18 protein-coding genes are annotated in these 21,467 nt (G+C 71.9%); 5 read left to right on the top strand and 13 right to left on the bottom strand.

Annotation, left to right across the window (positions count from 1 at the left end):
• Nucleotide 1: 1 nt before the first annotated feature.
• The 13 genes from H4687_RS39675 to H4687_RS39615 form a co-directional block, all read right to left on the bottom strand.
• Nucleotides 2-508: a flavin reductase family protein gene (locus H4687_RS39675; RefSeq protein WP_046912777.1), complete on the bottom strand. Its 507-nt coding sequence runs from the start codon at nt 506-508 to the stop codon at nt 2-4.
• An 18-nt stretch (nt 509-526) separates the two neighbouring features.
• Complete coding sequence (locus H4687_RS39670) at nt 527-1,882, bottom strand: FAD-binding oxidoreductase (protein ID WP_046912778.1); 1,356 nt, start codon at nt 1,880-1,882, stop codon at nt 527-529.
• The gene (locus H4687_RS39665; protein WP_005484431.1) at nt 1,879-2,223 is read right to left on the bottom strand and encodes a hypothetical protein; all 345 of its coding nucleotides are present in this window, start codon (nt 2,221-2,223) and stop codon (nt 1,879-1,881) included. Before H4687_RS39665 ends, H4687_RS39670 begins: the two co-directional genes overlap by 4 nt.
• Nucleotides 2,220-3,518, bottom strand: a complete 1,299-nt coding sequence (locus H4687_RS39660; RefSeq protein WP_046912779.1) for an ATP-grasp domain-containing protein — start codon at nt 3,516-3,518, stop codon at nt 2,220-2,222. Before H4687_RS39660 ends, H4687_RS39665 begins: the two co-directional genes overlap by 4 nt.
• Complete coding sequence (locus H4687_RS39655) at nt 3,515-4,588, bottom strand: FAD-dependent oxidoreductase (RefSeq protein ID WP_179859962.1); 1,074 nt, start codon at nt 4,586-4,588, stop codon at nt 3,515-3,517. Before H4687_RS39655 ends, H4687_RS39660 begins: the two co-directional genes overlap by 4 nt.
• Nucleotides 4,589-6,127, bottom strand: coding sequence for a class I tRNA ligase family protein (locus H4687_RS39650; RefSeq protein ID WP_046912781.1), 1,539 nt, complete (start codon nt 6,125-6,127; stop codon nt 4,589-4,591). It abuts the gene before it with no gap.
• Entirely contained in the window at nt 6,124-6,495 is a 372-nt protein-coding gene (locus H4687_RS39645) for a cupin domain-containing protein (RefSeq protein WP_005484439.1), read from the bottom strand. The genes H4687_RS39650 and H4687_RS39645 overlap by 4 nt, the downstream gene beginning before the upstream one ends.
• Nucleotides 6,495-7,775 carry a lysine N(6)-hydroxylase/L-ornithine N(5)-oxygenase family protein gene (locus H4687_RS39640; RefSeq protein WP_005484441.1) on the bottom strand — a complete coding sequence of 427 codons (1,281 nt, stop codon included), beginning with the start codon at nt 7,773-7,775 and terminating at the stop codon, nt 6,495-6,497. The genes H4687_RS39645 and H4687_RS39640 overlap by 1 nt, the downstream gene beginning before the upstream one ends.
• Nucleotides 7,776-7,944: 169 nt before the next feature.
• Nucleotides 7,945-9,324: a helix-turn-helix domain-containing protein gene (locus H4687_RS39635; protein WP_046912782.1), complete on the bottom strand. Its 1,380-nt coding sequence runs from the start codon at nt 9,322-9,324 to the stop codon at nt 7,945-7,947.
• A 156-nt stretch (nt 9,325-9,480) separates the two neighbouring features.
• A complete protein-coding gene (locus tag H4687_RS39630; protein ID WP_050398604.1) occupies nt 9,481-10,308 on the bottom strand; it encodes an isocitrate lyase/PEP mutase family protein in 828 nt (275 codons plus the stop codon).
• A 370-nt stretch (nt 10,309-10,678) separates the two neighbouring features.
• Nucleotides 10,679-11,953: an MFS transporter gene (locus H4687_RS39625; RefSeq protein WP_046918650.1), complete on the bottom strand. Its 1,275-nt coding sequence runs from the start codon at nt 11,951-11,953 to the stop codon at nt 10,679-10,681.
• An 88-nt stretch (nt 11,954-12,041) separates the two neighbouring features.
• Nucleotides 12,042-14,114: a copper resistance protein CopC gene (locus H4687_RS39620; RefSeq protein ID WP_046918651.1), complete on the bottom strand. Its 2,073-nt coding sequence runs from the start codon at nt 14,112-14,114 to the stop codon at nt 12,042-12,044.
• Nucleotides 14,115-14,256: 142 nt separating this feature from the next.
• Nucleotides 14,257-15,066 (bottom strand): dimethylarginine dimethylaminohydrolase family protein, encoded by an 810-nt coding sequence (locus H4687_RS39615; RefSeq protein ID WP_046918652.1) that lies wholly within the window; start codon nt 15,064-15,066, stop codon nt 14,257-14,259.
• A gap of 620 nt (nt 15,067-15,686) precedes the next feature.
• On the opposite strand from H4687_RS39615, the gene H4687_RS39610 reads away from it, so the two are divergent.
• From H4687_RS39610 to H4687_RS39590, 5 genes are all read left to right on the top strand, one after another.
• Nucleotides 15,687-16,925: a 3-deoxy-7-phosphoheptulonate synthase gene (locus H4687_RS39610; RefSeq protein WP_046918653.1), complete on the top strand. Its 1,239-nt coding sequence runs from the start codon at nt 15,687-15,689 to the stop codon at nt 16,923-16,925.
• Between the two features lie 73 nt (nt 16,926-16,998).
• Nucleotides 16,999-17,781 carry a 2,3-dihydro-2,3-dihydroxybenzoate dehydrogenase gene (locus H4687_RS39605; protein ID WP_046918654.1) on the top strand — a complete coding sequence of 261 codons (783 nt, stop codon included), beginning with the start codon at nt 16,999-17,001 and terminating at the stop codon, nt 17,779-17,781.
• Nucleotides 17,782-17,949: 168 nt separating this feature from the next.
• Nucleotides 17,950-18,627, top strand: a complete 678-nt coding sequence (locus H4687_RS39600; RefSeq protein ID WP_046918655.1) for an isochorismatase family protein — start codon at nt 17,950-17,952, stop codon at nt 18,625-18,627.
• Nucleotides 18,624-20,654 carry an anthranilate synthase family protein gene (locus H4687_RS39595; protein WP_046918656.1) on the top strand — a complete coding sequence of 677 codons (2,031 nt, stop codon included), beginning with the start codon at nt 18,624-18,626 and terminating at the stop codon, nt 20,652-20,654. The genes H4687_RS39600 and H4687_RS39595 overlap by 4 nt, the downstream gene beginning before the upstream one ends.
• A 30-nt stretch (nt 20,655-20,684) precedes the next feature.
• Nucleotides 20,685-21,389 (top strand): HAD family hydrolase, encoded by a 705-nt coding sequence (locus H4687_RS39590; RefSeq protein WP_046918657.1) that lies wholly within the window; start codon nt 20,685-20,687, stop codon nt 21,387-21,389.
• Nucleotides 21,390-21,467: the final 78 nt, after the last annotated feature.

Raw genomic sequence — 21,467 nt, 5'->3', positions numbered from 1 at the left:
GTCAGGACTCCTTGGCGGTGGCGGTCGCGAGCTGGTGGAAGTTGCCGTGCAGGAAGAGCAGGGGAGGCTGCTGGTCGCGGACGCCGGTGGAGACCACCTCGCCGATCAGCATCGTGTGGTCGCCGAGGTCGAAGCTGTCCCAGAGCACGCACTCCAGGCTGCTCTGCGCGTCGAGCATCAGGGCTCCGGTGGCGGGGCCGGGGTTGGCGTCGAGGGCGGCGACGGCCTCGGCGCGGGCGTCGCGGCCCTTGGCGAGGCCACGGGCGAGCGGCTCCGCGTCGCTGTCCAGGATGGAGACGGCCCACTTCTTGGTCTCCAGCAGATCGCCCAGGAACTGGGAGTCGCGGTGCAGCGAGAGCGAGACCAGGGGCGGGTCGAGCGACACCGAGGTCAGCGAGTTGAGGGTGACGGCGTCGTGGCGGCGAGAGCCCCCGCGGTCGGTGTAGGTCGTGGCGACGCAGACTCCGGTGGCGAAGTTGCGCATCGTGCCGCGCAGATCGGGTGACATGACGGCTTCTCCTCGGTGCTAGACGGCCTGGCGGAAGGTGAAGACCCGGTCGGGGTCGTAGCGGTGCTTGATCTCGCGGAGCCGGGCCAGGTTGGGGCCGAAGTAGGCGGCCTGGGCCTCGGGCAGGTCGGGGTCGGCGAAGTTGACGTAGGAGGCGTCCCGGGCGTGGGCGCCCATCGCGGCGTGCAGCTCGGTCAGCCAGTCGAGGTTGGCGCGGCGCACGTCCGCGGGGTCGTCGGTGGACCAGGAGGTGTCCATGGAGATCAGGAAGAGCACGTCCCGGTGGGGGAAGGCGGTCTCGGTGACGGGCACCCGGTTGATGGCGCCGCCCCAGGTGAACAGGGCGATACCGGCGCCGTCGGGGTTGCCGCTGCCGGGCCACTTGCGCAGGGCGGTCAGGACGGTGTCCACGCCGGCCTCGGTGAGCGGCTCGCCGACCGTGCGGGTACGGACCGCGAACGGGTCCCCCGAGGTCTCGTGGCGCAGGTAGTCCTTGGCCTCCCAGTAGCCGCGGTCCTCGATCTCCACCGTGGAGGGTGAGCCGGTGGCCAGGGCGGGCGCCAGCAGGGCGCGCAGCTCCGAGGCCGGGCCCAGGTGCTGGCCGATCACCGAGACGATCCCGTCGTCGTCACCGGCCCGGCTCACCCCGATCCGGGCGGCGAACCGGTCCGGCGCGTCCCGCATGATGCGCTGCATCACCGGCAGGACCGCCTCGGCGTCGTCCAGCGGCCACACCACCAGACAGGTGGAGCTGTCGACCGTCGGGCGGGCCTGGAAGGTGAAGGAGACGTTGATCCCGAAGTTGCCGCCACCGCCGCCCTTGCTGGCCCAGAACAGGTCGGGGTGGTTGGTCTCGTCGCAGACCACCAGCGTGCCGTCGGCGAGGACGATCTCGGTCTCCACCAGGGAGTCGCAGGTCAGGCCGAAGGCCCGGGAGACCGCGGCCACGCCGCCGCCCAGGGTGAGGCCGCCGATGCCGACCTCGTCCGAGTTGCCGAGCGGCACCGCGAGGTCGTGGCGCTGGAGTTCGGCGTACAGCTCGCCGGAGCGGGCTCCGCCGCCGACCCTGACCAGTTCCCGCTCACGGTCCACCGTGACGGTGTTCAGGCCGTGCAGGTCGAGCACCAGCCCCGGGGTGGCGGCCTGGCCGGCGTAGCTGTGGCCGCCGCCGCGGGCCACCACCGGCAGCCCCTGCTCCCGGGCCCAGGCGATGCCCCGGGCGACGTCCGCGACGCTCGCCACCGAGAGGACCCCGGCCGGGCGGATGTCCGCGTAGCGCTTGTTGAAGGCGCTGCTGTTCTCGTCGAAGCCGGGCTCCCCCGGCAGCCGCACCGTTCCGTCGACCCGCTCGCGCAGGCCCTGCCAGTCGGTCATCCCGCTTCCTCCGGTTCCGTCACTTCCGTCAGGTACGAGACGCCGGTCTCCGAGCGCGGCGTGTACCGCTTCCACTCCTCGCGCAGGAGCAGACCGAACTCGATGTCCTGTTCCGGGGTGTTGACGGTGCTCCCGGCGATGACCTCGCCGCCGTCCAGCACCATCGTGTAGGCGAGGCGGAGGGTGCCGTCCGGCTCGCAGATCCCGTTCACGCTCCCCCGGCGGACGAGACCGCCGGCGAAGTCCGCCCACACCAGGTCGTCCTTCTGGTGGTACTGGGCCGTCACCCCGTCCGCCGCGGCCAGTTTGCGGAACTGGCGGCCGTTGTAGTCGATGCTCATACGTCCGCGTCCAGCAGTCCGGCCGGCATCTCCAGCCGTGCGGCGACGTCCTTGCGCTCCAGTGGGTCAGCGTCCAGTTCGACGGCGGCGAGGGCGGTGGCGAGGCGCTCCCGGCAGGCCCCGGTGTCCTCGCCGGAGCAGACCACGAAGGAGTGCCGGGAGAGGTATCCGCCGGGCGGGAGCCGCAGTTCGGTGCCCGGTTCGACCATCGGGGAGGCGGTCACCAGCCCCGGCAGTCCGGTCGGCACCCTGACCGCGTGGATGGTGGCGTCCTCCACCGGGTAGCCGAAGCGGATGCCCGCGACCTCGTGCCGGGTGAAGGCGGTGTCCGGGCGGTGCCCGGCCGCGACGTCCACCAGCAGCTCGCCGGTGTCGATCCCGGTGGCGATCCGGCCGAGGAAGGGGATCAGGTCCCCGCCGAGCCGGCCGTTGATCTCGATGATCACCGGGCCGTACGAGGTGAGCTTGACCTCGGTGTGGGTCAGTCCGTTCTCGACGCCAAGCACCTCGTGCGCCTTGGTCAGGACGTCGATCAGTTCCGGGTCCCGCAGCAGCGGGTCCGCCGCGTCGACGACATGGCCCACCTCCTCGAAGTACGGGTAGTGCCCGGTCTCCTTGCGGGCCACGAACAGCGCCCGGTACTCGCCCTGGTGGACGACGCCGTCGATGCTGATCTCGGGGCCGCGGGCGTAGCCCTCCACGATCGCGCCGCCCCGGAAGGGCTCGTCCCCGACCAGGCTGGCGTTGGAGGCGACCAGGTAGGCGCGGTCCAGCTGGGTCTCGTCCTCGGCGAGGACGACGCCCATCGAGGCGCCCAGCGCCCGTGGTTTGACGACCACCGGGTAGCCGATCCGGGCGGCCACCTCGCGGGCCTGCTCCAGGGTGTCGGTCAGTTCGAAGCCGGGCTGGGGAAGGCCGGCGGCGGTCAGCATGGACCGGGTCCGGTGCTTGTCGCGGCAGCCCTGCACACCGGCGAGTCCGAGACCCGGGAGCCCGAACTCGGCGGCGAGTTCGGCGGCCGGCATCACCAGCGGCTCGTCGTAGCAGAACAGTCCGACGACCGTACGGCGGCTCGCGATCTCCCTGGCGGCGGCGCGGAGTTCGTCGTGGTCGAACACGTTGGCCACGGTGATCTCGTCGAAGTAGTCGTTCTGCCAGGTGGGCTTGAGGTTGTTGACCAGGACCAGCTTGAGGTCCAGCTCGGCCGCCCGGCGTGCGGCGGACTCGATCAGGTACTCGCGGTAGACCTTGAGTCCGCTGCCGATCACCAGCAGCACGCGGTCTTCGGCGCTCATATCGTCTCCTCCCGGAAGTCTGTGGTGAGTGCTTCGAGAATCCGTTCGGCGACCAGCGGGGCGGTACGGAAGCCGTCTCCGCCGCTGGCCGTCCTCGCCCAGGTGTGCGGGCCGATCTTGACCAGGTGGGCGGCGCCGGTCTCGGCGTCCACCAGGTAGTGGCAGCGCTTGACCGCGATCACGCTGTAGCGGTCGGGGTCGGTCAGGAACCGTTCGGCCAGGACCTGTTCGGCCCACCGGCGCTCCTCCACCGAGGAGCCGGTGGTGACCGCGTCCGCCTCCCGGCAGACCGAGGCCGAGCTGACCTTGAGCAGCGTCCCGTCCCCCGGCGGCAGCAGCCAGGCCAGGCCCGAGGTGCCGATCCGGCCGATCCCCGGGGTGTTCTCCCAGGCCGACGCCAGCTGCTCCGGCGGCTTGAGGTAGACCAGGGTCTGGCGGTGCAACACCATCGGCAGGTCGACCAGGTCCTTGGACCAGGGGCCGGTGGCGATCAGGGTGAGGTCGGAGTCCAGGAACTCCGCGTCGGGCAGGTACACCCGGCCGGTCTCCGGATCCACCGCCTTGACCTGCTGCCAGGGGCGGAGGGTGACGTTCGGCTGCTCGTTCAGCCAGCGGACGAGCACCTGCAGCGCGTGGTCGGCGAGCAGGACGCCGCCGTGGCGTTCCAGCACCCCGACGGTGTTCTCGGGGAAGCGGACGTGGGGTACGGAGTCCGGGTCCACCACGCTGACCGGCAGGTCGGCGGCGGCCGCGGCGGCCATCACCTCGTCCACCTCGTCGGCGGCCCAGGCGGTGATCATGCCCACCCGGCGGTAGAACTTGGACCCGGTCAGGGCCTCCAGCGCCATCCAGCGGCGGTGTGCCACCGCTACCCGCCGGGAGGCGGCGCGGTCCGTCAGGTCGAGGGCGCGGACGGCGCGGTGCTGGTCGAAGGAGGTGGAGCCGGGGTTCGGGATCGCGTCCCGGTCGAGGACCGTGACGTGGTGTCCGGCCAGTGCGCAGCGCACCGCCGAGAGCAGTCCGGTCACCCCGGCGCCGACCACCACTACGCGTCGTCTGTCGGTGGCCATCTACATCGCCTCGCCGTCCAGCCGCGGCAGCCGGCCCACGGTGATCTCGGTCGTCGGATCGTCCCGTGTCAGCCGGGTGTCGACGCCGGCGCGTTCGGCGAGGTCGATCAGGAGGGGGGCGGCGCCCCGCAGGACGGTCCGCACCTGGTGGAAGAAGTCGCCGGCCTGCGCGTCGGTCACCTCCCAGCGGTCCAGTCGGCCCAGCTGTTCGGCGAGTGTCTCCGCCGCCCGCCCGAGGCTGAAGGTGCCGAGTTCGTAGGTGGCGGCGAAGCGTTCGGTGATGCGGGCGGCGGCCTCACGGGAGGCGGCGGAGACCGGCAGGGTCTGCCCGGTCCAGCGTTCGGCCTTGGCGGCCACCCGGTTCCACGGCTCGACCAGCCGGGCTCCGGTGACGGCGGCCAGGGCCGACCAGCCGAAGTTGGTGCGCTGGTTCTCGGGGCTGGTGGCGGCCAGGTGGTAGCGGCCGATGTCCCGCGGCAGTCTGTCCGCGAGCTCCTGGCCCCAGACCAGATGGCCCCGGCTGGTGGAGAACTTCTGGTGCTCCAGTTCGTAGAACTCGTTGGTGACGAAGCCGGCGGGCAGGGCGTACCGGTCGTGGAGGGCGAGCAGCATGGCCGCCCCGGCGATGGCGAACGGGAAGGTGTTGTCGAAGCCGAGGAAGTAGACGACCTCGGTGTCGGACTCCGGCCACCACAGCTGGTCGTCCTCGGCCAGCACCTCGCCGCGTGTCTCGGCGGAGAGACCGGTGGTGTAGATGGACCAGGCCATCGTCTCGGCGTTGGGGTTGACGCACTGTCCGGCGACCTCGGGGAAGGGGGCGGGGATGCCCCAGGAGATCGGGTAGGTGAGGGGGAAGTCCGGCAGCGGACGGGACAGCATCTCCTCGACGGCCTGGGCCATGTGCGGCCGCAGCGCGGCGCCGGTGGTGGCGAAGTACTCCCGCAGCCGGCCCCGGTACTCCTCCAGCGGCAGCACCAGCACCGGGATCTCATGCCATTCCAGGACCTCCTCGGGGTTCTCGGTGGAGCGGGCGTCGATCAGGTCCCCGGCGGCCAGCGGGTGGCCGCAGCTCTCGCAGAGGCCGGCGCAGCCCTCGGCCAGGCAGTTCGGGCAGCCGCCCTTGACGAAGCCGTCGACCAGGTACTGTCCGGTGCTCGGCGCGTAGGGGAACAGGGTGGGCCGCAGGACCAGCTTTCCCTCGTCGTGGAGCCGGCTGACGAACCGCAGCACCTGCTTGGTGAAGCGCTCCTCGTCCCGGGTGAAACCGTCCACCGCGATCCCCATCGCGGCGAGGGTGGCCTCGATCTTGGCGGTGGAGTCGGCGACCAGGGCCTCGGGGGTGGTGCCCAGCCGACGGGCGGTGGTGACCACGAAGGTGGAGGTGTCCTGGGCGCCGGTGCCGAAGACGGTCTCCCGGCCGACGGCACGCTGGTAGCGGGTGAAGACGTCGGCGGCCAGGAACGGACCGGCCAGATGACCGAGGTGCAGGTCGCCGTTGGCGGTCGGGGCGGGTGAGATCACCGCCACGCGCTTGCTCATGCTGTGCTCTCCTTCTGATGGCGGGTCAGGAAGCTCTCCGACATGTCGGTGTCCCACCAGATCCCGTAGTACTCGAAGTCCTCGGCGGAGCCGTTGACCACCTTGTGGTCGCAGCCCGGCGGCAGGTGGACGATGTCGCCGGCGGCGAACTCGCGCTCGGCGCCGTCCACGACCAGGGCGGCACGGCCGCTCAGCGCGATGAAGATCTCGTACTCGTGGTGGCTGTGCGGGGTGGACTCACCGCCGGCCCGGACCACGCACCAGGCGCCCTCGAAGGGGGCGTTGAGCGCGTCCCAGGGCTGCAGGCGTTCGCCCTCGATGCCGTAGGCGGGGGTCAGATTGGCGCGGTCCAGTCGACGGATCTCCATCAGCGGACCCCGGTCGTGGCGCCGACGCTGCGGCGGTCCAGCAGGTCGGTGGTGATCTCGTGCGAGCGTTGTGCGAGCACGCTCAGCAGCGAGTCGGAGATGCCGTGGGTGCGCTCGTTGAAGCCCTGCAGGTAGAGACCGGCGCGGGCCTCGCCGAGGTCCACCCGGTAGCGGCGGTTCACCTCGACCTGGTCGACGCCCACCTGGTCGGCCAGACTGCGGACCATCGCGGGCATGCGCTGGTCGTAGCCGGTGCCGAGCAGGACCAGGTCGCAGCGGAGGATCTCGACGCGGCCGGTCCTGCGGTCGCGCAGTTCGAGGACGACCTCGCCGTCCTCCTCGCGGGCCGCGATCACCTCGGTCATCGACCGGACGGCGGAGCGCTGCGATCCCGTCAGCTTCTGCTCGTAGAGCTTCATGTACATCTCGTCCAGGAACGGCGCCGCCAGACCCGCGTAGTTGGTGAGGTGGACCTCGTCCAGGATCTGCTTGCGGGCGTCCGGGGAGCTGCCGTGGAACTCGTCGATGAAGGACGGGAAGAACAGCTCGTTGACGAACTTGCTGGTCTGGTAGTTCATCAGGCCGATCGAGCGGTGCACCAGGGTCGGCTGACTGAGCGGCAGGTCCTGGTGGACGGCGACGAACATCTCGGCGGCGCTCTGCGCGGCACCGATCACCACCACCCGTACCGGGCGGTCGATCGGGTACTGGGCGATACGGGTGGAGTACTGGGTGCTGTGGATCAGCCGGTCGTGCGGCAGGCCGGCGAACTCCGCGGGGATGTTGGCGTCGCGGCCGGTGCCGACCACCAGGTCGCGGGCGTCCACGGTGTCGCCGTCGGTCAGGGTGACGCGCCAGCCGATGACGGTGCCGTCGTCGGCCTTGCGCGGGGCGACGCTCTGGGCCCGGGAGTTGTAGCGGACTCCCACGTGGTCCAGGGAGTTGGCCACCCACTGCAGGTACTCGGAGATCTCCCGGCGGAAGGGGTTGAAGGTGCCGAGGTTGACGAACTCGTCGAGCCGGCCCTTGGCGTGCAGGAAGGAGAGGAAGGAGAACCGGCTCTGGGGGTTGCGCAGCGTCACCAGGTCCTTGACGAAGGAGACCTGGCTGCGGGCGAACGGCAGCAGCAGGTTGCGCTGCCACACCACGTCGTGATGCTGCTCCAGTATCAGCGTGTCGGACGCCAGCCCGGTCGCACCGGACTCCTCGATCGCCACCGCCAGGGCCAGGTTGGAGGGGCCGGCGCCGATCGCCAGGACCTCGACCTCGTGGTTAGTCATGCTCAGCCTCTCGTGACTCGTCCTACCGCTCGTTCGAGCGAGCAGGTGAACGGTCCGTCGTGCTGTTCGGATCCGTTCGATAGGACGAGTACAACGAGGTCGGCTGTTGATCGACAGGCTTGTCCGGAGCGCACGATCAACGGGCGCCGGCCCGGAGTTGATCGGAGGGTCAGGTCAGCTGCCGCGCCTCCGCACTGGGCCGGATGCGGGGGAACGGCACAGAACGACGAGGCAGCAGGTTGTGGGCCGGATCGCGGTCGGCGACGAAGGCCCGCGCCAGGGGGTCGAGCCGGTACGAGCCGAACCGTTCGGTGGTCCGGAGCATGCCTGCCTCGACCAACTCGTCGATCAATTGATCGGCTCCGGCCAGGATTGATTCGTCGCCCCGCAGCTCCGGCTGGGGCAGGTTCACCAGCCGGTCGAGCAGATCCGAGGCCGGGTCGCCGAGTTGGACGTGGGCCGAGTTGAGGATCTCGCGCAGGGAGAGGTCACCGACGCTCAGCCAGTCCAGCAGCGCCTCCGGGCGGTCGAGCCGGCCCACGGCGCCGCGCAGCGACAGTTCGGGACGGGCGAGCAGCTTGCGGGTGGCGATGTCCAGTGCCAGCGGCAGGTCACCGCAGAGTTCGGCCAGCCGGTCGGCGCTCGCCGGGTCGGCCTGGGCGCGCTCCGGCAGGCCCCGGGCGATCAGGGCGACGGAGTCGGCGCGCGGCAGCGGCTCCAGCCGGACCCGCTGGACGTCACGCAGGCCGAGCAGCGAGGAGCGGCTGACCACCACGGTGGTGCTGGTGGAGGAGTCGACCAGCAGCGGGCGGACCTGCCGCTCGCAGTACACGTTCTCCAGCAGGACGAGCACCCTGCGCTGGGCGAGCAACGAGCGGTAGAGCCCGGCCCGTTGGTCCACCGTCGCCGGTATTCGCTCCTCGGGCACCCCGAGGGCCGCGAGGAAACCGCCGATCAGGGCGGACACGTCGTACCCTCCCTCGGGCACCGGGCCGACGACGGCGTAGAGCTGGCCGTCCACCATGTCGGGGGCCAGGTCGTGCGCGTGGTGCAGGGCCAGTTCGCTCTTGCCGACACCGATCGGGCCGCTGATCAGCACCGGACCGGCCGGGGCGGCGGCGAGCCGGGCCAGTTCCTCGGCACGGCCCACCGATCCCTGCGGGCGGGGCGGCAGTTGGAAGGGCTTCGGCAGTGTCGGCGTCGGGCCCTGCGGGTCCGGGGGTGCGGCCCCGGTCGCCGCTTCGGGGGGCGGCGGCGCGGCCGGGCGCGGTGGCGTCACCGGGACCCCGCTGCCGGCCGCCGCCAGCCAGCGCCGGCGCCACTCCTCCCGGTCACCGTCGCAGGCGGCCACGTACGCCAGGGCGACCTGCAGCGTGGGCAGCCGGTGCCCGTTCGCCGCGCTGGACAGGACCGAGGCCGAGTACATGGCGGCCTTGGCCATGTCCCGGTACGTCGGACTGCCGGCCTCGATCCGTAGTCGGCGCAGCCGGCCGGCGAAGTCCGCGACCGCTCCGCCCGAGGCGTCCACCGGTTTCTCCGGTCTCCCCATTTCCATCCCCTAGATCTCTCGTATACGTATCGGATGGGCTCGTATACCTGTGGAAAGCGCGAGGGGCGGACCAGTCCGGTGTCACCGACCGACCCGCGCCCCCGTGCGCGGGTATGTCTTCGGGCCGCGCGGTTCTCCCGTGGGTCTCCCGCGGTCTCAGCGGCTGAAGCTGCTGTTCACCGCGCCGAAGTCGAGCGCGTCGGCCAGCACGTCGTACGTGCCCTTGCCGACCATCTCGGCGGCGGCCCGCTGGGCCACCGTGTAGGCGGCCTGGGCGATGGCGGTGCCGACGCTGACCCGGCGTACGCCGACCGCCTCGAACTCGGCCACCGTCGGCGCGCCCGGCCCGGCCATCACGTTGACCGGCAGCGGCTGGCCCTTGACCAGCTCGGCGATCACCGTGAGGTCGAGCAGGCCCGGCACGAACAGGACGTCCGCCCCGGCCTCGGCGCAGGCCGTGGCACGGGCCAGTACGTCGGCCTGCCGGCCCTCGGGTGCGCCGATCTGGAAGAGGAAGACGTCGGTGCGCAGGTTGATCACCAGCTCGGGCAGCCCGGCGCGCTCCGCGGCCTGCCGCGCGGCGCGGATCCTGGCGGCCTGCTCCTCGGCCGAGAACAGCTCGCCGCTCGGCTTGGAGTCCTCCAGGTTCACACCGACGACGCCCGCCCCGATCATGGCGGTGACGGTCTCCGCCACGTCCTCGGGGGCTGCTCCGTACCCGCCCTCGATGTCGGCGGTCACCGGGACGTCCACGGCGTCGACGATGCGGCGCACCAGGGTCGTCATCTCGTCGCGGGTGAGGGCCTGCTGGTCGGGCTTGCCCGCCGACCAGGACACGCCGCCGCTGGTGGTGGCGACGGCCTTGGCGCCGCCCTGGGCGATGAGCGCCGCGCTGCCGGCGTCCCAGGCGTTCGGCAGCACCAGTACGCCCTTCTCGTGCAGTTCGCGGAGGAGGACGGCCTTGACCTGCTGGTTGTTCGCCATGACGGCACCTTTCACAAAAGAGGATCTACTCAACATGCTTCCCTAAACGGGAATTACGGTCGACGGAACCGGGGTGACTCCGTCAGGTCGCGACCATGGACCCGCGACCGGGGGCTCGGGGCCCGGACCGGTGGGGGGACCCGTGGTGGGACCCGAGGCCCGTCCGTGAGTCCGGGGTGGCGCCTCCGTGGAGCACAGCGGGGCGCCACCCCGGTTCGCGAGGGGACGGACAGGAAGGGGGACGGACAGGGAGAGAGGGACAGGAGGAGGGAGGGACGAGGAGGGGACGGATCTGAGGGAACCGCTCGGAGAGAACTGAACGGAGGGGAGGGGTCGGGAAGGACTGTCTGACGCGGAGGGTTCCCGGGCGTCAAACGACCGCGGGCTCCTGCAGCAGCGTCTTCTCGGGCGCCGGACGCTTCATCGACACGGACATGAACGCCGCGCCGATGCTGAGGGCACCGGCGACGTACCACGCGGGCGCGTAGCTGCCGAAGCCGTCGCGGGTGAGGCCGGCCGCGGTGGCGGCGAAGGCGGCACCGAGCTGGTGGGCGGCGAAGATCCAGCCGAACACGATCGGCGCGGACATGCCGAAGTACTCCCGGCACAGGGCGACGGTCGGTGGCACGGTGGCGATGAAGTCGAGTCCGTAGAAGATGACGAACACGAGCATGAAGCCGGTGACCTGTTCGCTGAACAGCTGCGGCAGGACCAGCAGCGACACCCCGCGCAGCGCGTAGTAGGCGAGCAGCAGGATCCGGGAGTCGTAGCGGTCGCTGAGCCAGCCGGACAGGACCGTGCCGATGAGGTCGAAGATCCCGATCAGGGCGAGCAGCCCGGCGGCGGTGACCGTCGGCATGCCGTGGTCGTGGGCGGCGGGGATGAAGTGGGTGTTGACCAGCCCGTTGCTGGTGGCGCCGCAGATCGCGAACGCCATGGCGAGGAACCAGAACGCCTTGGTGCGGGCGGCGCTCTTCAGGCCGTCGATGGCGAGCCGCGCCGCGTTGTTGACGGCGGGCGGCGCGGGGACGATCTCGTCGGCGCCGTACGGCGGGATCCCGACGTCGGCGGGGTGCTCACGGAAGAAGAGCAGCACGAGCGGCACCGTGGAGAAGGCCACCACGGCCACCACGATCGCCGCGGTCCGCCAGCCGCCCGGCGCCTCGGAGAGCTTCGCCACCAGCGGCAGGAAGACCAGCGAACCGGTGGCACCGCCCGCCGAGAGCAGACCGGTGACCAGGCCCTGCTGCTTGACGAACCAACGGGTGCCGATCGTGGCGACGAAGCCCAGGGAGATGGCGCCGGCACCCAGGCCGACCATCACGCCCCAGAGCATCACCAGCTGCCAGGACGCGGTCATGAAGACGGTCAGGCCGCTGCCCAGGGCGATCAGGGCCATGGCGCTCGCGGTCACCTTGCGCACGCCGAAGCGTTCCATCAGCGCGGCGGCGAAGGGCGCGGTGACGCCGTAGAGGGCGAGGTTGACGGACATGGCGAAACCGATGGTCCCGTTGGACCATCCGAATTCACGATGCAGCGGCTCCACCAGGGCTCCGGGGGTCGCCCGGAACCCAGCCGCCGCGACCAGCGCGACGAATCCGATGGCCGCGATCATCCACGGCCACATGAACTTGTGACGAATCATTCGCCCAGCGTGGTCGACGCCCGACCGCCCGGAAAGCGGAGAGCGGACACCTTGTCAGGTCCGCGCTTTCCCTCGCCCGAGCGGAAGTTCAGCCTCCGATCGTGACCCGCCGCTTCTCGGTCGTCTGGTCGATGTCGGACGAGCGCACGGTCAGCGACACCGTCCACCTGCCCGCCAGCGGGAGCCGGACCTCGCCCACCCGGCGTCCGGCGCCGTCCGGTCGGAGCGTCACGCCCAGCGGTCCGAGGTTCTCGGCGGGCAGGGTGAAGGCCAGGGCGGCCTCGGGCACGTCCGCCGGGCGTCCGTCGGCCCCGGTCAGCCGCAGTTCTACGGTGCGGCCGCCGGTCGCCGCCGGGACGAGGCTCACCGTCGCCGTGCCTCGCGCGTTCGCGGTCCGGCCGCCCGTGTCGAACGGGATCGTCAGCGTGAGGGTGCGGCCCGGCGCGGCGCTCTCGCCAGAAGTTGCGGGGCCGCGCGGAGCGGAACCGGCCGCGCTCGCCGTGCGGGCCGGCGGTGTGGAGGTGAGCATCGTGGTCACCACGAGGACCGCCACGGCCAGAGCCGACTCCGCGAGGACGGAGCGGCGCAGGCCCACTCGCGCGGAGTCGCCCCCGGATTGCGACGACGCCTCAGCCGCCGTGAGGGTGGCGGGAGTTCCCGCCTCGGCCGCCGGGAGGGTGGCGGGCGTCCCCGCTTCAGCGGCCATGGGGGTGGCCGGCGTCCCCGCCTCGGTCGCCGGGAGGGTGGCGGGCGACACCGCCCCAGCCGCCCTGCGGCTGACGGATGTTCCCGCCCCGGCCGCCCTGCGGCTGATGGACGCTCCCGCCCCGGCCGCCCCGGGAGTGGCGGAAGTTCCCGTCTCCGCCTCGGAGCGCAGGCGGGCGAGGCGGGAGCGGGAGAACCAGGCCGCCCCGAGCATCAGGGCCACGCATCCGACCTTGATCAGCAGCAGACGCCCGTACTCGGTGTCGAACAGCGCCTCCCAGGAGCCCACTCCGCGCCACGACTGGTACAGCCCCGTCAGAACCAGGACCGTCACCGAGCCGACGGCCACCAGCGAGAAGCGCTCCACCGCGGCGGCCGTGAGCCCTCGGCGGAGCCCGACGGCCAGCGTCACCAGCCCGCCCAGCCAGGCCGCCATCGCCAGCAGATGCAGCGCGGTCGCCGGCAGGGCCAGCCAGACCTGGGCACCCTCGGAGGCGTGGTTCGTCATGACCCAGGTCGCCGACAGGCCGACCGCCAGCAGCAGCCCGACCGCGCCGAGACGACTCCGGGACCAGGACCGCCCCGTCGCGTCGTCGTCGGACCGCGCCTGCCCCTGCGACAGCGACTCTGACCGGGCCTGCCCCTGCCCCAGCTGGCCCAACTGCCCCACCAGCAGCACCAGATACACACCGCACGCGGCGAGCAGCAGCAGGCGGATCGCCAGCGCGACATAGATCCGCTCGTCCACGGGGACATGGGCCTGCGCCGACACGTCATCCGTCGACGGCGTGATGCCACTGCCCTGTTCGTAGGGGCCGCGCAGCATCATCAGCACGATGGTGGAGCCCAGCAGACCGATCCAGCCGGCCGCCAGCAGCCCCTGCACCCGCCGGACCGCCGCGCCCGCCGGCCAGCAGACCAGGACGAACGCCACCGCCCCCGCCAGCAGCGCGAACGCGGCGTACGCGACCGCGCGACCGGTGCCGTACAGGAAGGTGATCAGGCCGTCCGTCCGGGTGCCCTGGAGTTCCGCGACGGAGACGGAGCTGGCGGACGGCTTTCCGACGGAGAACGTGAAGGCGCCGCCGCCCGGGTGCGAGTCCGCGAAGATCACCTGCCAGGCCACCGTGTAGGTGCCGTCCGCGAGGCCGTCGCGCAGGGCCACCCGTGCGGTCTCGGGCCGGCCGGAGGCATGTCCCGGGGTACCCGTGTCGACCCGCTCGCCCGCCGGATCGAGGACCCGGAGCGAGTCGGCGGGCAGCGTCACCCCCTCGCTGAAGGTGAGGGTGACGGCGGACGGCTGCCTCGGCACGACCGAGTCCGGCGCCGGGTCGGTGGAGTCGAGCTCCGCGTGGGCGGCCGCGGTACCGGCCCCGCCCAGCACGATCAGCACGGCGGCGAGCACCGCCGTCAGCGCGCCGAGAGCCCGGCGCACCCGCGCGGATCCCCTGTTCATACCTGCCTGCTCCCCCATCGGTGGGCGATCGGCCCGCCCCGCTCACCGGCGGGGAGGGACGACGAACGTGTGCGTGTGTACGGCCGTTTCATGCGTGCGGACGGCCGTGCGGACCCGGTCCCCGGGGCGCACGGCCCCGACATCATGAACCCTGCCGCGCCGGCGGGTTGTCGAGCGTCAGGGCGGTGCAGCGGACCCCGCCGCCGCCCTTGGCCAGTTCGGTCGTGTCGAGTTCGACCACGTCGAGGCCTCGGTCGCGCAGCGCGGCGGCGAGCAGCGGCGCGCCCCGCGTCATGGTCACGGTGGTGCCGTCGCTGACCAGGTTCAGCGCGAACCTCGCGGCCTCCTCGGCGGACACCTCGACCAGGTCGGCCCCGAGGCCGCGCAGGGTCCGCAGGCTGGGTGCGTCGAGGGCGTCCGGGCAGTACGCCAGCAGGCCCGGGGCGATGACACCGACGGCCAGGTCGAGGTCGTACCAGCGGCAGCCCGCCGTACGCAGCGGCACCACCTCGTAGTCGAGTTCGCGGGCCAGCACCCGGAGCATCCGCTCGTCGGTGCGCTGGCCGTACGCGGTGAGCAGCTGGTCGCCGTAGGCCAGCGCGTCGCCCTGCCCGCTGAACGCGTAGGGCGCCTCGATGACCTCGAACCCCCGGTCGGCCAGCCATTCCGCGAAGTATGGCACCTCGGCCTTGCGTTCGGGCGGGGGGCTGCCGAGCAGGGCCCGCTCGCCGCGGACGAGGGCGGCGTTGGCGGTGAACACCATGTCCGGGCAGTCGGGTGCGGACGGCACGTACTCCACCTTGCGGCCGGCCGCGAGGTGCGCGGCCACGATGGCCTGGTGCTCGGCGTGGGCCGCCTCGATGTCGGGCTGGACGGCCGTGTCCATGTAGGGGTTGATCTCGTAGTCGACCCGGAAGTGGCTCACGTCGGATACAAGCAGTTCGCTGTTCACGGTGCCCTTTCTGGTGGTCTGCCGGAGCCGCCCGGTCGGCCGGGCCCCGTACGTCTCGCGCGTCCGCGTCGGACCAGGTCGACGGTGTGTTCGGTCCGGTCCTGGTGGGGTGATCGGCGTCCGCGTACCTCCGAGTCCAACAGGAGGCCGAATTGACCGGGAGCTTTGAACGGCGAAAGCAATCAAGTCCGCGGTGGGGTCTGTTCCTTCGCCGCCGGGCGTCTGTTCCTTCGCCGCCGGGGGCCTCTTCCGTCCGTCCGCCGTCACGGGCCCGGGGGAACACGCGCGCGACGACGTGGCGCGCGCGAAGCACGGGCAGGGGCGTCGGCGCGCGCGAAAGGTACGGACTTGACGGAGTCCGCCCGGCACTTCCGGAGAAGGGGATCGGGCCGGTGGCCGGTCGCGGAGTATTCAAGGCGTCGGTTCCGAACGGCTTCGCATTCCGGCGTACGACGAAGTCCCGTGGAAACCGGCGGAGTCGACCGCCGCGCGGTTGATCGCCCGTGCCACGACAGCGCACTCGGCGAGAGTCAGCCGTCCGCGCGGCGCGGGGAGCGGTGCGGCGTATCGGACACGCCCTCTCAGAGACGGTGAACCATTCACGACCACGGAGGTTCTTGGTGACCAGCGACGCGATCGCGACCCGACCGGCCGCAGGCGGGCCGGCCCTGTTGGAGGACCGGGGGGAGCTCTGGCGGGCCCTGCCCGCACGGCAGCAGCCCGAATGGGAGAACCTCGACCTCCTGGCCACTGTCACGTTCGAACTCGCCGACCGGCCGGGGCTGGTGACCGCCGGGGAGGTGGCCGAACTGCGCGGCCTGCTGGCCCAGGTGGTGGCCGGACGGTTCCAGGTGGTCCAGGCGGGGGACTGCGCGGAGGACCCGGCCGAGTGCGAGCCCGGCCATGTCACCCGCAAGGTGGCGCTGCTGGAGGCGCTCGCCGGGGTGATGTCCATGAACACCCTGCTGCCCACGCTCAGGGTCGGCCGGATGGCGGGCCAGTTCGCCAAGCCGCGCTCCCGCCCCACCGAGCTGGTGGACGGCGTCGAACTGCCGGTCTACCGGGGCCACATGGTCAACGGCCCCGAGCCGGACGCGCGGTCACGGCGCCCCGACCCGCGCCGGCTGCGCTCGGGCTACGACGCGGCGAGCCGGGCCATGGAGGCGCTGCGGTCCCGGATCGCCCTGCAGCCCCCGGCCTTCGTCACCCCGGTGTGGACCAGCCACGAGGCGCTGCTGCTCGACTACGAGGCGCCGCTGATCCGCACGGACGAGACGGGCCGGCGCTATCTCGCCTCGACCCACTGGCCGTGGATCGGTTACCGCACCAACCAGTTGGACGGTGCCCATGTGGCGCTGCTGGCGTCCGTGGCCAACCCGGTGGCCTCCAAGGTCGGTTCGGACATGCGGGTCGAGGACCTGCTGGCCCTGTGCGAACGGCTCGACCCCGACCGCGAGCCGGGCCGTCTCACCCTGATCGCGAGGATGGGCGCGGACGCGGTGGCCGACCGGCTGCCCGCCATGGCCGCGGCCGTGCGCGACGCGGGGCACCCGGTGGTCTGGCTGTCGGACCCGATGCACGGCAACACGATCAGCGGGCCGGGCGGCCTGAAGACCAGGCTCGTGGAGAGCGTGATCCGTGAGGTGCGGGAGTTCCAGAAGGCGATCGACGAGGCCGGCGCGGTCGTGGGCGGTCTGCATCTGGAGACCACCCCCGACGACGTCGTCGAGTGCGTCGACGACGCGCGATCCGTCGAATCCCTCGGGGACCGCTACACCAGTCTGTGCGATCCGCGGCTGAATCCGGCGCAGGCACTTGAGGTCGCCGCCGCCTGGCAGGGCCGGTCGCTGCTGCGCTGACGCGCCGCGTTCCGGTCCCACCGCGAAACCCCTGGTCGGCCGCGGCCGATCGTCGTCGATCTTTGGATTCGTCATGGATGTCGATGGAATAGAGAACAGGGTCGCCCTGGTCACGGGGGCAGCCGGTGGCATGGGCGAGGCCGTGGTGCGTACCCTCGCCGCGCACGGTGCCGTGGTCGCGATGCTCGACCGGAACGCGGAGGGGCTGGAGGAACTGGCCGCGCGGGTGCGGGACTCGGGCGGGCGGGCGGAGGCGTTCCCCGCCGACGTGACGGACAGCGCCGCCGTCGAGGCCGTCGTCGAACTGGTGGAGCGGCGCCTCGGTCCGCTGGACCACCTCGTCAACGGTGCCGGCGTGTTGCGGCCGGGGCGGACATGGGCCCTCACCGACGAGGACTGGGCGGCCACCTTCGCGGTGAACACCGCGGGTGTCTTCCATGTCTCGCGCGCCGTGGTCAGCCGCATGATCGAACGCCGTCGGGGCGCCATCGTGACGGTGGCGTCCAACGCGTCCGGCACCCCCCGGGTGGACATGGCCGCGTACGCGGCGTCCAAGGCCGCCTCGACCATGTTCACCAAGTGTCTGGGCCTGGAGGTGTCGCGTTTCGGTATCCGCTGCAACGTGGTGGCCCCCGGCTCCACCGACACCCCGATGCTGACCGCGCTCTGGGACGAGGGCGCCGAGCGGGCGTCGATCGACGGCGTCGCGTCCGCGTTCCGTGTCGGCATCCCGTTGGGGCGCATCGCACGGCCCCAGCACATCGCCGACGCGGTGGTGTTCCTGCTCTCCGACCGGGCCGCCCACATCACGATGCAGGACCTGACCGTCGACGGCGGCGCGGCGCTCGGTCACTAGGGGGGTCTTTCCGAAGTCCCGCACGGCGCCTTCGCCGGCCGTCGTCTCCGAGGCGGTGTCGCGACGCCGCGGCGATCCATCACAGAGGCCCCGGGGGCGCGGGGTGGGGTGCGAGTCCGCATCCCACCGTCCCCGGGGCCGCACCGGCTCCCAGAGAGGAGTTCCCGTATGGGAATCCCGGCCATCACGGCCTACCCGATGCCGACCGAGGACGAGTTGCCGCGGAACACCGCCCGGTGGACGGTGGACCCGCGGCGGGCGGTCCTGCTGATCCATGACATGCAGAAGTACTTCGTCGAGCCCTTCCCCGCCGGCCGGTCGCCGGTGACGGAACTGGTCGACCATGTCACCGCCCTGCGGGAGCGGTGCGCGGCGCTCGGCGTCCCGGTCGCCTACACCACCCAGCCCGGCGGTATGACGGAGCAACAGCGCGGTCTGCTGCGGGACTTCTGGGGTTCCGGGATGACCGTCGCGCAGGAGCACCGTGAGGTGGTCGACCCGATCCGGCCCGGTACGGGCGACCTGGTGCTGACCAAGTGGCGCTACAGCGCCTTCCACCGCACCCGGCTCCTGGCGTCCATGCGGGAATGGGGGCGCGACCAGCTGATCGTGTGCGGTGTGTACGCCCATGTCGGAATCCTCATGACCAGCGCGGACGCCTTCGCCTCGGACATCCAGTCGTTCCTCGTCGCCGACGCCGTCGCCGACTTCACACCCGAGCACCACCGGTTCGCCCTGCGCTACGCGGCCGAGCGGTGCGCGATGACGCTGACGACCGCGGCCGTCCTGGACCGGCTCTCCCCGGTTCCGGACGGCGGACACGTCCGACAGGAGGCGGCGCCGTGACGCAGGCAGTGCGCGACGACCCGTACGCCGCGTCGCCGCTCGGGCGGATCCTGGCGGCGCCGCACCCGGAGTTCGCGTTGCTGCACCGGCCGCGGACCGGACCCGCGGACCGGATCGAGGTGCTGGTCGGCGACTCGGCGGAGGTGGCCCGCCTGGCCGACATCCCGCTGCGGAGCGACACCGCCGGCCGGGACCCGGGCACCGGGCGCCCCGAGCACGAGGTACTGGTCGTGATCCCCTACCGGCAGCTCTCCGAGCGCGGCTTCGAGGCGGTGGACGACGGGGCCCCGGTGATCACGCTGCGGGTCCGTACGCAGGAGTCGCTCCCGGTCTCCGAGGCACTGGCGCAGTTGCCGGACGCCCGGATCGATCTGGCCGGAGGTGGCTTCGACATCGACGACGCGGCGTACGCGGACCTGGTCCGCCGCGTCGTCGAGGAGGAGATCGGCAACGGCGAGGGCGCCAACTTCGTGGTCAGACGGACCTTCGTCGCGGACATCTCCGACTACTCGCCGCTGCTGGCCCTGGCGGTCTTCCGCCGTCTGCTGGAGCGGGAGCGGGGGGCGTACTGGACCTTCGTGGTGCACGTGGGCGGCAGGACGTTCGTCGGCGCGACCCCGGAGCGGCATCTGAGCCTGTCGGACGGGGTCGCGGTCATGAACCCGATCAGCGGCACCTACCGGTACCCGGCGCAAGGCCCCACGCTGACCGGGGTGCTGTCCTTCCTGGCCGACGCCAAGGAGGCCGACGAGCTGTCGATGGTCGTCGACGAGGAACTGAAGATGATGGCCCGGGTCAGCGACTTCGGGGTCCGGGCGAAGGGTCCGCGGCTCGTCGAGATGGCCGGTCTGGCGCACACGGAGTACGTCGTGGAGGGCCGGGCGACCGCCGACGTCCGCGACGTCCTGCGGGAGACCCTGTTCGCGCCGACGGTGACCGGCAGTCCGCTGGAGAGCGCGGCCAAGGTCGTCCGCAGATTCGAGCCGCACGGCCGCGGCTACTACAGCGGTGTGCTGGCGCTCATCGGCCGCGACGCCGAGGGCGGCCGTACGCTGGACTCCTCCATCCTGATCCGAACCGCCGTCATCGACGCGGCCGGCCGGATGACTCTCGGCGTGGGCGCCACCCTGGTCCGCGACTCCGATCCGTGGGCCGAGGCGGCCGAGACCAGGGCGAAGGCGGCGGGGCTGCTGTCCGCCCTCGGTCACGCGCCCGGGCCCGAGCCGACCGAACCGCCCACCGGTCCGGGTTCGCGGCCGGCGTCGTTCGCCCGCCATCCCGATGTCCTCGCCGCCCTGCGGCAGCGCAACAGCGCCCTCTCCTCCTTCTGGCTGGGGGACACCGGGCCGAGGGCCCACCCGGTGCCCGCGCTCGTCGACCGGAGGGTGCTGGTGGTGGACGCGGAGGACACCTTCACCGCGATGTGGGACCACCAACTGCGCGCGCTGGGACCGGTCGTGACCGTGCGCCGCTTCGACGACGCCTACGACCCCGACGCCTACGACCTCGTCGTGCTCGGGCCGGGGCCCGGGGACCCGAGGCGGACGCGGCACCCGAAGATCGCCCGTCTGCGCGCGCTCACGCGCCGGCTGCTGGACGAGGGACGGCCGTTTCTGTCGGTGTGTCTGAGCCACCAGGTACTGAGCGGACTCCTCGGCCTCGACCTGGTCCGCAAGGAGCACCCCGACCAGGGGGTGCAGAGAAAGATCGATCTGTTCGGCCGGCTCGAACTGGTCGGCTTCTACAACACCTTCGCCGCCCGCGCGAACACGGATCTGATCGTCGCCCCCGGGGTGGCGGACACCGTGGAGGTGTGCCGGGACCAGGAGAACGGCCAGGTGCATGCCGTGCGCGGGCCGGGTTTCCGCTCGGTGCAGTTCCACCCGGAGTCGGTGCTCAGCCAGAACGGCCTGAGCGTCATGGCCGATCTGCTCACCTCCCTCCTGGAGGAGCGCCCCTCGCGTCCGGACCGGATCCGCACCGGCCCGCGCGCGGAACGACGGGATCTTCACGCCCCCGCTCACTAGGATGACCCCGCCGACTGAAGGGGGAAGGGCATGACGGGCGGACGGCTCCGGCATCTGCGTGCGGCTGCGGTGAACATCGACGGGGTGATGCTGAACGACACGTTCAGTCCGGTGATCCACCACTTCATCGTCAGCCGTGGCGGTGTCTACACGGCCGAGCTGGAACGGCGGATCTTCTCCCAACGGCAGGCCGAGGCCGCACGGGTGATCGCCGAGGCGGCGGGCGTCGCCTGGTCCCCGGAGAAGGTCCTGGAGGTGTATTTCCGCGAACGGGCCGAGTACGTCGAACGTCACGGGGTGCGGATTCTCGACGGAGCGCTCGCCATGGTCGGACTGCTCCGCGCCGCGGGACTGCGGACCGTCTGCTACGGCGGCCTCGACCGCTCCCACTTCGACAGCGCCCTCGGCGAGCACGCCGACCTCTTCGACGATCCCGGATACGTGTGCACCGACGCCTACCGCCCCGGGATCCGCGAACTCGTCACCGAGACGTTCGGGCTCCGGCCCGACCAGGTGCTCGTCATCGACGACGTGGCAAGGGTCGCCGAGACCGCCCGCGACCTCGGGGTGCCCTTCGTCGGCAGCCCCAGCGACTTCGAGCACGGCTTCCAGCGGGAGGCGATGCGCGCGGTGGGCGTACGGCATCTGGTGCGGTCACCGGCCGAGATCGGGGCGGACCTGCTGCGCACCCTGGACGCCGAGGCGGCGGACGGGACCTGCTGGCAGGACCGATAAACGAAGTATCTTGCGGCTTCGACCAATTGATAGACGTGATTCCGTTCCGTGACGTCCCCACTGCGCTATGAAGTGGGC

Source organism: Streptomyces stelliscabiei (assembly GCF_014873495.1).
In the GTDB taxonomy this organism is placed as follows: domain Bacteria; phylum Actinomycetota; class Actinomycetes; order Streptomycetales; family Streptomycetaceae; genus Streptomyces; species Streptomyces bottropensis.
This window is presented reverse-complemented; position numbering and strand designations above follow the sequence as displayed.

Coding starts and splice junctions, on each gene's coding strand:
- H4687_RS39675 (WP_046912777.1), bottom strand. CDS start 508: ATGTCACCCGATCTGCGCGGCACGATGCGCAACTTCGCCACCGGAGTC.
- H4687_RS39670 (WP_046912778.1), bottom strand. CDS start 1,882: ATGACCGACTGGCAGGGCCTGCGCGAGCGGGTCGACGGAACGGTGCGG.
- H4687_RS39665 (WP_005484431.1), bottom strand. CDS start 2,223: ATGAGCATCGACTACAACGGCCGCCAGTTCCGCAAACTGGCCGCGGCG.
- H4687_RS39660 (WP_046912779.1), bottom strand. CDS start 3,518: ATGAGCGCCGAAGACCGCGTGCTGCTGGTGATCGGCAGCGGACTCAAG.
- H4687_RS39655 (WP_179859962.1), bottom strand. CDS start 4,588: ATGGCCACCGACAGACGACGCGTAGTGGTGGTCGGCGCCGGGGTGACC.
- H4687_RS39650 (WP_046912781.1), bottom strand. CDS start 6,127: ATGAGCAAGCGCGTGGCGGTGATCTCACCCGCCCCGACCGCCAACGGC.
- H4687_RS39645 (WP_005484439.1), bottom strand. CDS start 6,495: ATGGAGATCCGTCGACTGGACCGCGCCAATCTGACCCCCGCCTACGGC.
- H4687_RS39640 (WP_005484441.1), bottom strand. CDS start 7,775: ATGACTAACCACGAGGTCGAGGTCCTGGCGATCGGCGCCGGCCCCTCC.
- H4687_RS39635 (WP_046912782.1), bottom strand. CDS start 9,324: ATGGGGAGACCGGAGAAACCGGTGGACGCCTCGGGCGGAGCGGTCGCG.
- H4687_RS39630 (WP_050398604.1), bottom strand. CDS start 10,308: ATGGCGAACAACCAGCAGGTCAAGGCCGTCCTCCTCCGCGAACTGCAC.
- H4687_RS39625 (WP_046918650.1), bottom strand. CDS start 11,953: ATGATTCGTCACAAGTTCATGTGGCCGTGGATGATCGCGGCCATCGGA.
- H4687_RS39620 (WP_046918651.1), bottom strand. CDS start 14,114: ATGAACAGGGGATCCGCGCGGGTGCGCCGGGCTCTCGGCGCGCTGACG.
- H4687_RS39605 (WP_046918654.1), top strand. CDS start 16,999: ATGGATGTCGATGGAATAGAGAACAGGGTCGCCCTGGTCACGGGGGCA.
- H4687_RS39600 (WP_046918655.1), top strand. CDS start 17,950: ATGGGAATCCCGGCCATCACGGCCTACCCGATGCCGACCGAGGACGAG.
- H4687_RS39590 (WP_046918657.1), top strand. CDS start 20,685: ATGACGGGCGGACGGCTCCGGCATCTGCGTGCGGCTGCGGTGAACATC.